This window comes from Pseudomonas sp. NFPP28 (assembly GCF_900115535.1).
GTDB lineage: Bacteria > Pseudomonadota > Gammaproteobacteria > Pseudomonadales > Pseudomonadaceae > Aquipseudomonas > Aquipseudomonas extremorientalis.
The window spans coordinates 16,977-31,131 of record NZ_FOWT01000012.1 but is presented as its reverse complement, the minus strand read 5'-3'; the positions used below and the strand labels follow the sequence as shown (position 1 = coordinate 31,131).

Sequence of the window (14,155 nt, the reverse complement as noted above, 5' to 3'; positions counted from 1 at the left end):
CATAACAGACTCAGGTAGTGTGATAAAAAGCGGATCAGATAGGCTGCGCGAGGTGTGCTGCGACAATGCGCTGCACCCCGTATCGCCTAGGGTGCAGCGCTATGACGGGTGTATTGATACAGATCAATCAAATCAGCGAACCAGGCTCTTCGGCCTTCACATGCTGGCGTCCATCGTGGGCTCCGGCGACCGTCAGCGCGTCGGCCTCGGCTTCAGTGATATAGATCCGCTCGGCGGCCAATTCCACGTAGGACATGGATTTTTCGGTGTCGGTCAGGACAGTGACCCGCGTCGCTGGCACGCTCTGTTCCTGGCGGTTGTCGTCGAGCATGAAGTAGCACAGTTGGTTGTCGATACGAATGGGCATGCCGATCTCCTTTCTCATGGGCTATGCAAGGTTAGGGGTAGGCAATGTGCAGGGGTTCCAGGCAACTGACTGGCGGTCGCCGCTGTCCATCCTTTACCAACAACGATAAAGGACGGCATCCATGGACGCCTGGTGGCATGAAGTGTGGCAAACCCTGCAGGCTGAATTCGCTGATATCGGCGACGCCAGGCAACTCACCCAGATCACCGTGCGCCTGCTGATCGCGGCGGTCCTGGGCGGCATCCTCGGCTTTGAGCGCGAGAGCAAGGGCAAGGCCGCCGGGGTGCGCACCCACATGCTGGTGGCGCTGGGTGCCGCGTTATTTGTGATGGTGCCGCAGATGTCCGGCAATCAGGCGGATGCAATGAGCAGGGTGGTCCAGGGTGTAATTGCCGGGATCGGTTTCCTGGGCGCGGGGACCATCATCAAGGGCAAGGACGATGAAGAAGGGCATGTCAAAGGCCTGACCACCGCCGCCGGCCTGTGGATGACCGCTGCGATTGGAGTCTCGGCCGGGTTGGGCCGGGAATCGACAGCGGTACTGAGTACGTTGCTGGCCTTGGCGGTGTTCAGCGTGATGCCCAGGCTTGTACGAATGGTGGAGAAGTAGGCATATGTTGGGCGGCCAGCCTCATAGCACTACATCGCTTGGTTTCAATTGGCCTCGTACTTCCACTTCAAGCGACGGTTGTCCAAACTTGTAAAAAATCATCAGCGTGCTGACGTTAGCTTTTGGGTCATAGTAAATGGCGCCTTCGCCTTCTTCCAGACCGCCTCCCGTCCCCAGCTCGAGGACGGACTCCTTCCAGCGTACAGGTTTACCACCGGTTACTGTGCGTATACCCGACACATCAATCTTGTCCTTGCCGCTTTCGAAATCCATGATGGTATCGACGCCGTTGAACATGCTCGAATCAGTCGGACTGCTGTAGACAAAGGTATCCGCGCCTTTCCCGCCCCACAGTTTGTCCCAGCCTCTGCCGCCATGAATAACGTCGTTACCGTCACCGCCTTCCAGGATGTTATTGGCGTCGTTACCCACGATCAAATCGTCGCCCTTGCCGCCTTTGGCGTTTTCGATGATGACGCCATTGGCGATAGAAAGGTTCCTGTCACGGCCATTGGCATTGGTGAAGGTGCCCGGCATCAGGCTGATCTTCTGGTCCTTTTTGTAACCGGAAAGATCCAGCGTGTCGTTGCCGCCGCCATCCCAGATGGTACCCCTGAGTTCATCCTTGTCGGACTTAAGCTTCAGGACGTCACGGTCGGCGTTCGAGTTGAAGCCGTAGACAGTGTCTCCCTTGCGCGTTTGATGGTTAGCGCCGTATCGGCTTTGAATCGCGGTGATGTCATCCATCAAGGGCATAGGTGTAGGGCTTCCATGTTCATATTTGCTCATGATGGTGTGTTTACGGGAGTCCTCCAAATAGCCAAGTTTGTTCTGTTCATATTTTTTTCCGTAGTTGCGTCCCGGGTGGGTCAAGCCAAGCGTGTGGCCGGCTTCATGCACCAACGTCGTCATGCCGCCCGGGCCTGAACTTTCCTTTTCTGTGGTCCAGACCTGTGCGCTTTGCTTTTCTTTTTTCGGCTGAATGGCGTGGGGGTTGAAGGGCGCGTGTTCACCTCTCGGGTTGCGCATGGTCTTAAAGTTTCCGAACTCGATATGGCCTTCGCTTTGCTCATTTCTTGGTCCTTCGACAAACTTGACGTTCGTCACATCTGCCCACTGGTTGAGTGCGTCGCGGGTTTTAGCCTTATTTGCTTCGGACACATCATTCACGCCCTGGTAGCGGCCGTACTCTTTTTTAGGTTTATCGGAGCCGGGTATGAACGAGTAGGTGACAACCGTGACACCATCACCGTTCTTGTCACGCCAACCTAAATGCGGACTTATCAAGCGCGGGATAGCTTCCTGCGAGGTTTTTGACTTCAGGCCATTTTTTTCAATATGCCCACCGCGGTCATCGCGGTGCTTGAAGTCGTCGACCTGTTGGTAGGTGGCACTACCGTGGGGGGAAATGGCGCTGATCGGCATGGGGGTTCCTATTCAAAATCGTGAGCCCAGAGTTTGCTCGCGTTGAATAGGCTGCGTACTAAGCACTTTCCGAAAGTCGTGAGAGATGTTTACCGACATTTCTGTAGGGCGATGTGGCTGTGCAGTGCATTTGCGCACTGCACATGCTTGATTACACGATCACCGGTGGCATTGTCGTGGGGGGTTCCTCGACGGGCGGTGGCTGATGCTCCGGCGGTTCCTTTTCCGGAATCGGTTCCGGTTCGGTGGGTGGCAGGGTGGGGTTGTCGATATTCGGGTCCGGGGTTTCAGCCGGGATCGGGATATTCATCGGTGTGGCCTCCTTTGTGCTTTGCTCTATCGGTGGACAGCTGCCAGGGCGAATTGATTCCCCGCCCAATGGCAGCACATCCACCTGAACTTTTAACCAGCGTGCAGGCTCGGACCTATACGGCGCTGCTCAGGGAGAGCTCAGCCGTATCGCAATTTCGGATCAAGCAAAGAGCGTCCACAGGGCGTAAGGGGAAGATGCTCGATGACTGCTGAAACACAGGTTCCAGACACCTCCATATTGCCGCTGTCCCAGGCGCTGTTGCTGCCCCGGATCGCGATCGAAAGCACCACCCCCGTGATCGACGGCGGCGAATTTGCCGTCAAAGCCGTGGTCGGCCAGCGGGTCAACGTCACCAGCAAAGTGTTTGCCGACGGCCATGACAAGCTCGCCGTGCTGATCCGCTGGCGCCCGCTGCAGGACGAAAGCTGGCACAGCGTGGTCATGACCGACGTGGGCAACAACGGCTGGGAAGGCGCCTTTACCGTGACCCAGCAAGGCCCCCACGAATACTGCATCGAAGCCTGGATCGATACCTTCGCCAGCTTCTGTTACGAGCTGCGCAAGAAGCACGAGGCCGGCGTGCCGGTCAGCCTGGAGTTGCAGGAAGGCCGCAGCCTGGTGCTGCAGGCCGCCGAACGCAGTGACAATGAACTTCGCGACCGCCTGATGCTGCTGCATCATGAACTCTCTGGCCTGCTGGAAACCGAGCAGGTTGCGCAGTTCCTGCACGAAGACAGTGCACATTTGATGACACAGGCTGATCACCGTGCCTACCTGAGCATCAGCACGGTTTACCCGATCGATGTGGAACGTGAGGCGGCACTGTTCGCCAGTTGGTACGAGCTGTTCCCGCGCTCGATCACTGACGATCCCGCACGGCACGGCACGTTCAATGACGTGCATTCGCGCCTGTCGATGATCCATGACATGGGCTTCGACGTGCTCTATTTCCCGCCTATCCACCCCATCGGGCGCAGCCACCGCAAAGGCAAGAACAACTCGCTGACCGCCGGTCCCGATGATCCGGGCAGCCCGTATGCAATCGGCAGCGAAGAGGGCGGCCACGAAGCTATCCACCCGCAACTGGGCAGCCGCGACGACTTCCGCCGCCTGGTCCAGGCCGCCGCCGAACACGGCCTGGAAATCGCCCTGGACTTCGCCATCCAGTGTTCCCAGGACCATCCATGGCTCAAAGAGCATCCGGGCTGGTTCAACTGGCGCCCGGACGGCACGATCAAGTACGCGGAAAACCCGCCGAAAAAGTATCAGGACATCGTCAACGTCGACTTCTATGCGGCGGATGCCATCCCAGGCCTGTGGACCGAGCTGCGCGATATCGTGGTGGGCTGGGTGGAAGAGGGTGTGAAGACTTTTCGCGTCGACAACCCCCACACCAAGCCGCTGCCGTTCTGGCAATGGTTGATCAGCGACGTACGGTCCAGGTACCCGGAGGTGATCTTCCTCGCCGAGGCGTTCACCACGCCGGCGATGATGGCGCGCCTGGGCAAGGTCGGCTACTCCCAGAGCTACACCTACTTCACCTGGCGCAATACCAAGGCCGAATTGAGCGAATACCTGACGCAGTTGAATGAATCGCCATGGCGTGAGTGCTATCGGCCGAATTTCTTCGTCAACACGCCGGACATCAACCCTGGCTTCCTGCATGAGTCAGGACGCCCGGGCTTTTTGATCCGCGCCGCGCTGGCAACCATGGGCTCGGGCCTGTGGGGCATGTATTCGGGTTTCGAGCTGTGTGAAGCCGCCCCGGTGCCCGGCAAAGAGGAATACCTGGATTCGGAGAAATACGAAATCCGCCCACGGGATTTCACCGCCCCCGGCAACATCATCGCCGAGATCGCCCAGCTCAACCGCATTCGTCGGCAGAACCCGGCACTGCAAACGCATTTGGGGCTGAAGCTCTACAACGCCTGGAACGACAACATCCTGTATTTCGGCAAGCGCAGCGAGGATGGCAGCAACTTCATTCTGGTGGCGGTCAACCTCGACCCTTACAACGCCCAGGAGGCCAATTTCGAGTTGCCGCTGTGGGAGTTGGGGTTGCCGGACGATGCCCAGACCCAGGGCGAAGACTTGATGAATGGCCACCGCTGGACCTGGTATGGCAAGCACCAGTGGACGCGGCTGGAGCCGCAGATGCCGTTCGGGATCTGGCGTATCACCACCTCTTAAACCCTGCGCGGGACAAATGTGGGAGGGGGCTCGCCTCCGATAGCAGTGTGTCAGCCACCGCTTCATCAACTGACACACCTTCATCGGGTGCAGGTCGAATCTTCGCACCGCCTCTCCCACATTGACCGAGTGGTTCAAGTATTTCAGGAGCTTCCAATGGCGAAGAAACCCACCGCTGCCACCTTCATCAAAGACCCGCTCTGGTACAAGGACGCGGTGATCTACCAGGTTCACGTCAAATCCTATTTCGACTCCAACAATGACGGTATCGGCGACTTTCCCGGCCTGATCGCCAAGCTCGATTACATCGCCGACCTCGGCGTCAACACTATCTGGCTGCTGCCGTTCTACCCGTCGCCACGCCGCGACGATGGCTACGACATCGCAGAATACCGAGGCGTACACAGTGACTACGGCACCATGGCCGACGCCAAGCGCTTTATCGCCGAGGCGCACAAGCGCGGTCTGCGGGTGATCACCGAGCTGGTGATCAACCACACCTCCGACCAGCACCCCTGGTTCCAGCGCGCACGCAAGGCCAAGCCCGGTTCGGCGGCGCGGGACTTCTACGTGTGGTCGGATGACGACCAGAAATACGACGGCACGCGCATCATCTTCCTCGACACCGAAAAATCCAACTGGACGTGGGACCCGGTCGCCGGCCAATACTTCTGGCACCGTTTCTACTCGCACCAGCCCGACCTCAACTTCGACAACCCGCAGGTCATGAAAGCCGTGCTGTCGGTGATGCGTTACTGGCTGGACATGGGCATCGACGGCCTGCGCCTGGACGCGATCCCCTATTTGATCGAACGCGATGGGACCAACAACGAAAACCTGCCTGAGACTCACGACGTGCTCAAGCAGATCCGCGCCGAGATCGACGCCCATTACCCCGACCGCATGCTGCTGGCCGAAGCCAACCAGTGGCCGGAAGACACGCAACTCTACTTCGGTGACAAAAAGGGCGACGACGGCGACGAATGCCACATGGCCTTCCACTTTCCGTTGATGCCGCGCATGTACATGGCCCTGGCCCAGGAAGATCGCTTCCCGATCACCGATATCCTGCGCCAGACTCCGGAAATTCCCGCCAATTGCCAGTGGGCGATCTTCCTGCGCAACCATGATGAGCTGACCCTGGAAATGGTCACCGACAAAGAGCGCGACTACCTGTGGAACTACTACGCCGCCGACCGGCGTGCGCGGATCAACCTGGGCATTCGCCGGCGCCTGGCACCGTTGATGGAGCGCGATCGCCGCCGTGTCGAGTTGCTCAACAGTCTGTTGCTGTCGATGCCGGGCACGCCGACCTTGTACTACGGCGATGAAATCGGCATGGGCGATAACATCTACCTGGGTGACCGCGATGGGGTGCGCACGCCGATGCAGTGGTCCATCGACCGCAACGGCGGTTTCTCCCGCGCCGACCCGGCCAGCCTGGTACTGCCGCCGATCATGGACCCGCAATATGGCTATCAGTCGGTCAATGTGGAGACCCAGGCCCAGGACCCGCATTCGCTGCTGAACTGGACCCGGCGCATGTTGGCGGTGCGCAAGCAGTCCAAGGCCTTTGGCCGGGGCAGCCTGAAAATGCTCTCGCCGAGCAACCGGCGCATCCTGGCCTATACCCGCGAATTCACCGGGGAGGACGGGCGCAACGAGATCATTTTGTGCGTGGCCAACGTGTCGCGCAGTGCCCAGGCGGCAGAGCTGGACCTGTCGGCGTTTGCCGGCATGGTGCCGGTGGAAATGCTCGGCGGTAATGCCTTCCCGCCCATCGGCCAGCTGAATTTCCTGCTGACCCTGGCGCCCTACGGCTTCTATTGGTTTGTGCTGGCGCCGGAAAACCAGATGCCCAGCTGGCATGTGGAACCGGCCCAGAGCATGCCCGACTTCACCACACTGGTATTGAAAAAACGCATGGAAGAACTGCTTGAAGAACCTTGCCAAGCGTCCCTGGAACAGACCGCTCTGCCGGCGTGGTTGCCCAAGCGCCGCTGGTTTGCTGGCAAGGACACGGCCATCGACAGCGTGCGCATTGCCTACGGTGCGCGTTTTGGCGATCCGCAGCATCCGGTGTTGCTCAGCGAGGTCGAAGTGACGGCCGCAGGCCAGGTCAGCCGCTACCAGTTACCGTTCGGATTCCTCGGTGAAGACCAGTTCACCAGCGCCTTGCCCCAACAATTGGCGCTGGCCCGTGTACGTCGGGTGCGCCAGGTCGGGTTGGTGACCGATGCCTTCAGCCTTGAACACTTTATTCGTGCGGTGATCCAGGGCTTGCAGGCGGGCACCGTGCTGGAGACCAGTGACGGTGAGCTGCGCTTTGCGGCCACACCGCACTTGGACAGGTTGCAACTGACGGATGAGTCCGAGGTGCGTTACTTGTCGGCCGAGCAATCTAACAGCTCGGTGGTGGTCGGTGAGAGCCTGGTGCTCAAGCTGATCCGCAAAGTCGCCTCCGGCGTGCACCCGGAACTGGAGATGAGTGCCTATCTGACGGCCGCGGGCTACCCCAATATTTCGCCACTGCTGGGGTCGATGGTGCGCCACGACGCCGAGGGCCAGGACAACCTGCTGATGATTGCCCAGGGCTACCTGAGCAACCAGGGCGATGCCTGGAGCTGGACCCAGAACAACCTGGAGCGGGCGATCCGCGACGAACTGGCCGAGGCCATTTCCGAGCAGGAACAACACTACAACGCCCTGGGCGAGCTGGCGGATTTTGCCGGGCTGCTCGGCCAGCGCCTGGGCGAAATGCACCTGGTGCTCGGTGCAAATACCACCGACAAGGCCTTTAAACCCGAAATCACCACGGCCAAGGACACCCAGGCCTGGGCCAAGGACGTCGGCGCACAACTGGAGCGTGCGCTGCACTTGCTCAAACTTCATCAAAGCCAGTTGAACCCGGCGGATCAAGCGCTGGTCAGTGATTTGCTGGCGCAGAAAAAAGCCATCGCCAGCCATGTGCAGGCTTTGGCGAAAGCCACGGCGGGCGGGTTGCGCATTCGCGTGCATGGTGACTTGCACCTGGGTCAAGTGCTGGTGGTGAAGGGCGATGCTTACCTGATCGACTTCGAAGGGGAGCCGGCGCGGCCATTGCATGAGCGACGTGGCAAGCACAGCCCCTATAAAGATGTGAGCGGCGTATTGCGCTCATTCGACTATGCGGCGGCGATGGCCCTGAATGTTCAAGGGGTGGATCACTCGCCCGAGGCGGACCAGGCGCGCAGACGCGTAACGGAACGTTACCTCAAGGAAGCACGGCAGGCCTTTATCCGGGCTTATCAGGCAGCGACGGCTACACTGGCGCATGACTGGCAGGATGCCAGAGGCCAGGACGCCGCGCTGACGTTGTTCAGCCTGGAGAAGGCCGCGTACGAAGTGGCCTACGAAGCGGAAAACCGCCCGACCTGGTTGCCGGTGCCCCTGCAAGGGTTGCACGGTTTACTGAGCGGGATTGCTTCTATAAAGGAAGCACCTATATCGAACACTGTACGCGGTGGGGAGACGTCATGAGTTTTACACATAAAGAACCGCTGCAACCGAAACTGACTGCATTGCCGGCGTCCAGGGACGTCGAAGCGCTGGTCCGCGCCGAACACCACGACCCGTTCTCGGTGCTGGGGCCGCACGATGATGAACACGGCGGCCAGTTTATCCGCGCATTCCTGCCCGAGGCCTTGAGTGTGCAAGTGCTGGCACGTGATGGCGGCGAGCAGCTGGGCAGCCTGGACGCGAGCCAGGTGCCGGGCCTGTTTGTCGGCCAGTTCAAGACCCGTCAGCCGTACCTGTTGAAAATCCAGTGGGCCGGTGGCGAACAGATCACCGAAGACCCGTACAGCTTCCAGCAACTGCTGCTGGGTGAAATGGACCTTTACCTGTTTGCCGAAGGCAATCACCGCGACCTCGGCAGTTGCCTGGGCGCCCAGGTGACCAGCGTCGACGGCGTGGCGGGCGTGCGCTTTGCCGTGTGGGCACCGAATGCGCGGCGGGTGTCGGTGGTGGGCGACTTCAATATCTGGGACGGTCGTCGCCATCCGATGCGCTTGCGCCATCCTTCCGGGGTGTGGGAGATCTTTATCCCTCGCCTGCAACCGGGGGCGGCCTACAAGTACGAGATTCTAGGTGCCCATGGGATCCTGCCGCTCAAGGCCGATCCGGTGGCGCTGGCCACCCAGTTGCCGCCCGACACAGCCTCCAAGGTGGCCGAACCGTTGCAAGTGGACTGGCAGGACCACGCCTGGATGCAATCGCGGGTCGACAAGCAAAAGACCACGGCACCGCTGTCGATCTATGAGCTGCACGTCGGCTCCTGGCAGTGCGAGTTGGATGAGGCCGGCGAAGTGGCCCGCCAATATAACTGGCGTGAACTGGCCGAGCGCCTGATTCCCTACGTGCAGCAATTGGGCTTCACCCACGTCGAGCTGATGCCGATCATGGAGCACCCGTTCGGCGGCTCCTGGGGCTACCAGGCGCTGTCGCAATTTGCGCCGACGGCGCGGTTCGGCTCGCCGCAGGATTTCGCCTACTTCGTCGATGCGCTGCACCAGGCCGATATCGGCGTGATCCTTGACTGGGTGCCGGCGCATTTTCCCACCGATACCCACGGCCTCGCGCAATTCGACGGCACTGCGCTGTACGAATATGCCAACCCGCTGGAAGGCTTCCACCAGGATTGGGACACGCTGATCTACAACCTGGGCCGCACCGAGGTACACGGCTTCATGCTGGCTTCGGCGCTGCACTGGCTCAAACACTTCCACATCGACGGGCTGCGCGTGGATGCCGTGGCGTCCATGCTCTACCGCGACTATTCGCGCAAGGCCGGCGAGTGGGTGCCGAACCGCCATGGCGGCCGCGAGAACCTTGAAGCTATCGACTTCCTGCGCCATCTGAACGACGTGGTGGCCCAGGAAGCGCCGGGTGCGCTGGTGATTGCCGAGGAGTCCACCGCCTGGCCGGGTGTGAGCCAGCCGACCCAACAGGGCGGGCTGGGCTTCAACTACAAATGGAACATGGGCTGGATGCACGACTCCCTGCATTACATCCAGCAGGACCCGGTGTACCGTGCCCACCATCACAACGAGCTGAGTTTCGGCCTGGTGTATGCCTGGTCCGAGCGGTTCATCCTGCCGATCTCCCACGATGAGGTGGTACACGGCAAGCACTCGCTGATCGACAAGATGCCAGGCGACCGCTGGCAGAAATTCGCCAACCTGCGTGCCTACCTCGCGTTCATGTGGATGCACCCTGGCAAGAAACTGCTGTTCATGGGCTGCGAGTTCGGCCAATGGCGCGAGTGGAACCACGATCAGCAATTGGACTGGTACTTGCTGCAGTATGCCGAACACAAAGGCGTGCAAAAGCTGGTCGGCGACTTGAACCGTCTATACCGCGAAGAGCCGGCCTTGCATGAACAGGACGATGCGCCCCAGGGCTTCCAGTGGCTGATCGGCGATGACGCGATCAACAGCGTCTATGCCTGGCTGCGCTGGAGCAAGGAGGGTAAGCCGGTGCTGGTGGTGGCCAATTTCACCCCGGTGCCGCGTGAGGGTTACGCCGTCGGTGTTCCTTTTGCTGGACGCTGGAGCGAAGTGATCAACAGTGACGCCGATATGTACGCAGGTTCCAATTACGGTAACGGGGGCGAGGTATTTACCCAGGAAGAGCCCCGTCATGGGCAAGCGGTGTCACTGTCTTTGAATTTGCCGCCCCTGGGTGTGCTGATTCTGCGTCCGGAACCGCTTTAAAGGCTCTACCGTGCTGGATTCTGTTGTCCACGCTACTGGCAGGGTGCCACAATGGCGCCTTTGTCGTAGCGGCTGAATCGGGCGAATTTCATGAATGGCCTTGGGCGTGGGCAGGACCAGGATTGCTTTATAGAAGAGCAGGTGCGTACTGATCGTTTGCACCAGCTGTTCCGACAGTCGTTTGCCGCCATCTTCGGCAGCTACCTGGGCGCCATGATGCTCTGCTGGCTCTGCTGGGACCGGTTCGACCACCAGATCATCGTGGTTTGGCTAGTCATGTTGGCAGCCTCGACGTTACTGCGGCTCAAGATGTTCATGGAGTGGTTTCGCTGCCCCAACGCCGAGCGCACCCCGGATCGCTGGGAGCGCCGCTACTGGATCACGCTGATGCTGTCGGCCGGCATCTGGGGCTTCGGCGCGCTGGCGGTGATGCCCACCGATGACCGACTGTCCCAGGCCCTGGTGATGCTGTTTACCGTGGGTATGTCGGTGAGCGCAGTGTCTTGCTATTCGGCGTACCGCTATATGACGCTGGGGTCCATGGGCCTGGTTTTGTTCCCGTGCACACTCTGGCTGCTGTTCCAGCCTTCGCCGATGCAAGTCGGCGTGGCCATCGCGGTATTGGTGTTTTCCACCTTTGTGGTGAGTGCCACGCGCAAGCTGTCCGATGCCCTGGAAAAGGCCTTTCGCCTGACCCGGCAAATGGAACGTGCCCACAACATCTCCACCCGCGCCGCCCAGACCGATGAACTCACCGGCCTGATGAACCGCCGCGCCTTCTTCGAGCATGCCCAGGTGTTGTATGAACAATGCCGGCACAATCGTCAGCCGCTGTGTGCGCTGATGATGGACATGGACCACTTCAAGGAAATCAACGACACCTACGGCCACCAGGCCGGTGATCAGGTGTTGCGCCAGATTGGCGGAGTGATCAGCGCTTCGTTCCGCCAGGCCGATGTGTACGGGCGCCTGGGGGGGGAAGAGTTCGCGGTATTGCTGCCCAACACTTCGCTGGAAACCGCACGGGCTATCGCCGAGCAGTTGATCAAGGCGATCTCCGGCCTGTCTTCCGCGCCGGTGCATGGCTTGACCGCCAGCCTCGGTGTTGCCTCCACCCATGCCCAGGATCAAGACCTGCACGGCCTGATGAATACGGCCGACAAGGCGCTGTACCGGGCGAAAGCCCTGGGTCGTAATCAAGTGGCCGTGGCAGAGTAAGGTTTCAGGTCTCGCCTAGGGCATCGCCTTGGCCAATGCCCGGGCCACCTGGTCTGCGGAGTAGGGTTTGGCGAGGAACTCGAACCCTTCGTAGCCACTGTCGGCCAGTTCTTCGCTGTAGCCGGAGGTGAGCACCACCGGCAAGTCCGGGCGTCGCTGGCGCAGCACCTTGGCCATGGCCACACCGGTCATGCCGGGCATCACCACATCCGAGAACACCCCATCGAACCCCATGCCATCGGCACCGGCCAGGGCGAGTGCCTGTTCGGCATCGGTGGCCCAGGTGGTGCGGTAGCCCAGGTCCTGGAGGATCTGGTTGGCGAAGCGACCCACTTCCAGATTGTCCTCTACGATGAGGATATGGCGCGGCGTCGCAGTGTGGACCGGTGCAAGCTCCTCTGGGCGCTGCGCGAGAGGCATCGCGGGTGGGGCCACTTCCGGCAGATACAAGGTAAACACCGTGCCCTGGCCCACGCGGCTGGACACATCGACGTTGCCGCCGGACTGCTTGGCAAACCCGAATACCTGGGACAAGCCCAGGCCAGTGCCTTTGCCCACGGCCTTGGTGGTGAAAAACGGCTCGAAAATGTGCTCGAAGGTGTCTCCCGCAATACCGCTGCCGGTGTCGGTCAGGGAAACGCTCACAAACCCTTCGTGCACCGCTGCGTCGCCGCGAATACGCGGCATTGCATCCACCGTGGCGACACGCAGGACCAGCGTGCCCTGGCCGTCCATGGCATCCCGGGCATTGAGTGCGATATTGATCAGCGCAGTTTCGAACTGGCTGGAGTCGACGCGCACATGGCAAGGGGCATCAGGCAGTTCTACTTGCACGTGGATGCGTGCGCCGGTGACGCTTTCGAGCATCTCGCCGATGTTCTTGACCCGTTGGCCCGCATCGAAGACTTCCGGGTTCAGCGGTTGGCGGCGGGCGAAGGCGAGCAGTTGACTGGTGAGTTTGCTGGCCCGCTCTACGGTATCGGACACCGCGCCCATGTAGCGTTGGCGCCGTTCTTCGGACAACCCCGGCTGACGCAGGAAGTCCACCGAGGAGCGAATGATGGTCAGCAGGTTGTTGAAGTCGTGGGCCACGCCGCCGGTCAATTGGCCGATGGCTTCGAGTTTCTGTGACTGGCGCAGTGCGGCCTCGGCCTGGGTGAGGGCAGCGGTGCGTTCCTGTACCCGTTGTTCCAGCGAGGCGTTCAGCTCGGTGAAGGCTGCCAGGCCTTCGCGTACGGCGGCGTCGGCGCGTACGCGCTCGATATGGGCCCAGGAGCGCTCGGTGACTTCTCCTACCAGCGCCAGGTCATAGGGCGACCAGACCCGGGCCTTTTTGTCATGCACGGCCATCAAGGCGGTGAGGCGGCCGTGCTTGATCAATGGGAAACACACAGTGGCCAACGCGCCCAGTGCCTGATAGCTCGCGGCGTCCTCGGGGGCGAACTCGATGCGATTGTCCTGCACCACCAACGGTTCGCCGGCGCGCAGGCGCTGCACTGCCATTGCGCCGAACGAGGCCAGGCTGTAGTGACCCACGATGCTCGGCGAGCCGGGCGCTGCCCAGTTGCCGCGAATGGTAAAGCCGTCTTCGTCGGCATCCATGTCGGCATACGCGCAGTTGGACACCTGCATGTGCTGCGCCAGCAGGCGCGTGGTGGTGGCCATGATGTGTTCGGCATCGGTGGCGGTGGCGACCGCATTGCCGATGGTGTCCAGGGCCGCCAGGCGCTGGGTGAGAAATACGGTGGTGGTGGTTTCGGTGACCGTGTCGAGCATGCCGACGATCTTGCCATCGGGGTCGCGGATCGGGCTGTAGCAGAACGTGAAGTAGGCCTGCTCCGGCCCCGCACCACGCTCAATGACCAGGGGGAAATTCTCGATGTAGGTCGCGTGCCCCTCGAATGCCGCGTCGGCGATCGGGCTGATCTGGTCCCAGACTTCGTGCCAGATTTCGCTGAAAGGGCGGCCCAATGCGTCAGGTTTATCGCCCAGGATCGGAATAAACGCATCGTTGTAGAGCGTGATCAACTGCGGTCCCCAGATGATGGCCTGGGGAAAGCTTGAGGCGAAGCACAGTGCGGCCGTGGTCTTGAGCACATCCGGCCACTGTTCCAGCGGACCCAGGGGCGTATTCGCCCAATCATGCTGGCGAACCCGCTCAGCCATGTCGCTGCTACTCTGCAGCCAATTCATCATTGCAAGAACACCTTGTTTGCCGCGATCTGCGTAACGCCTTGAAGGGAGGGCCTGACAAGCAACAGACCGGAAACCCCGCTGGC

General features: G+C 60.7%; 9 protein-coding genes. 5 read left to right on the top strand and 4 right to left on the bottom strand.

The window, feature by feature from the left end:
- Positions 1-127 precede the first annotated feature (127 nt).
- Positions 128-367, bottom strand: coding sequence for a DUF3203 family protein (locus BM110_RS27015; protein ID WP_092249082.1), 240 nt, complete (start codon positions 365-367; stop codon positions 128-130).
- 121 nt (positions 368-488) lie between these two features.
- On the opposite strand from BM110_RS27015, the gene BM110_RS27010 reads away from it, so the two are divergent.
- Positions 489-977, top strand: coding sequence for an MgtC/SapB family protein (locus tag BM110_RS27010; protein ID WP_093514481.1), 489 nt, complete (start codon positions 489-491; stop codon positions 975-977).
- A 21-nt stretch (positions 978-998) separates the two neighbouring features.
- Here BM110_RS27010 and BM110_RS27005 read toward each other — a convergent pair whose 3' ends face one another.
- Positions 999-2,402, bottom strand: a complete 1,404-nt coding sequence (locus BM110_RS27005; RefSeq protein WP_093514480.1) for a M10 family metallopeptidase C-terminal domain-containing protein — start codon at positions 2,400-2,402, stop codon at positions 999-1,001.
- Between the two features lie 151 nt (positions 2,403-2,553).
- Positions 2,554-2,712 carry a hypothetical protein gene (locus tag BM110_RS29655; RefSeq protein WP_170856115.1) on the bottom strand — a complete coding sequence of 53 codons (159 nt, stop codon included), beginning with the start codon at positions 2,710-2,712 and terminating at the stop codon, positions 2,554-2,556.
- A 204-nt stretch (positions 2,713-2,916) separates the two neighbouring features.
- On the opposite strand from BM110_RS29655, the gene BM110_RS27000 reads away from it, so the two are divergent.
- From BM110_RS27000 to BM110_RS26985, 4 genes are all read left to right on the top strand, one after another.
- The gene (locus BM110_RS27000) at positions 2,917-4,905 is read left to right on the top strand and encodes an alpha-1,4-glucan--maltose-1-phosphate maltosyltransferase (protein WP_092249086.1); all 1,989 of its coding nucleotides are present in this window, start codon (positions 2,917-2,919) and stop codon (positions 4,903-4,905) included.
- Positions 4,906-5,061: 156 nt separating this feature from the next.
- Positions 5,062-8,424, top strand: coding sequence for a maltose alpha-D-glucosyltransferase (gene treS, locus BM110_RS26995; protein WP_093514479.1), 3,363 nt, complete (start codon positions 5,062-5,064; stop codon positions 8,422-8,424).
- Complete coding sequence (gene glgB / locus BM110_RS26990; RefSeq protein WP_093514478.1) at positions 8,421-10,658, top strand: 1,4-alpha-glucan branching protein GlgB; 2,238 nt, start codon at positions 8,421-8,423, stop codon at positions 10,656-10,658. Before treS ends, glgB begins: the two co-directional genes overlap by 4 nt.
- Before the next feature lie 90 nt (positions 10,659-10,748).
- Positions 10,749-11,876 (top strand): GGDEF domain-containing protein, encoded by a 1,128-nt coding sequence (locus BM110_RS26985; RefSeq protein WP_093514477.1) that lies wholly within the window; start codon positions 10,749-10,751, stop codon positions 11,874-11,876.
- 15 nt (positions 11,877-11,891) lie between these two features.
- Here BM110_RS26985 and BM110_RS26980 read toward each other — a convergent pair whose 3' ends face one another.
- Positions 11,892-14,072: a GAF domain-containing protein gene (locus tag BM110_RS26980; RefSeq protein ID WP_093514476.1), complete on the bottom strand. Its 2,181-nt coding sequence runs from the start codon at positions 14,070-14,072 to the stop codon at positions 11,892-11,894.
- Between the last annotated feature and the right edge of the window lie 83 nt (positions 14,073-14,155).

Excerpts from the sequence above, each read along its gene's own strand:
- BM110_RS27015 (WP_092249082.1), bottom strand. The coding sequence starts at position 367 with ATGCCCATTCGTATCGACAACCAACTGTGCTACTTCATGCTCGACGAC.
- BM110_RS27010 (WP_093514481.1), top strand. The coding sequence starts at position 489 with ATGGACGCCTGGTGGCATGAAGTGTGGCAAACCCTGCAGGCTGAATTC.
- BM110_RS27005 (WP_093514480.1), bottom strand. The coding sequence starts at position 2,402 with ATGCCGATCAGCGCCATTTCCCCCCACGGTAGTGCCACCTACCAACAG.
- BM110_RS29655 (WP_170856115.1), bottom strand. The coding sequence starts at position 2,712 with ATGAATATCCCGATCCCGGCTGAAACCCCGGACCCGAATATCGACAAC.
- BM110_RS27000 (WP_092249086.1), top strand. The coding sequence starts at position 2,917 with ATGACTGCTGAAACACAGGTTCCAGACACCTCCATATTGCCGCTGTCC.
- treS (WP_093514479.1), top strand. The coding sequence starts at position 5,062 with ATGGCGAAGAAACCCACCGCTGCCACCTTCATCAAAGACCCGCTCTGG.
- glgB (WP_093514478.1), top strand. The coding sequence starts at position 8,421 with ATGAGTTTTACACATAAAGAACCGCTGCAACCGAAACTGACTGCATTG.
- BM110_RS26985 (WP_093514477.1), top strand. The coding sequence starts at position 10,749 with ATGAATGGCCTTGGGCGTGGGCAGGACCAGGATTGCTTTATAGAAGAG.
- BM110_RS26980 (WP_093514476.1), bottom strand. The coding sequence starts at position 14,072 with ATGATGAATTGGCTGCAGAGTAGCAGCGACATGGCTGAGCGGGTTCGC.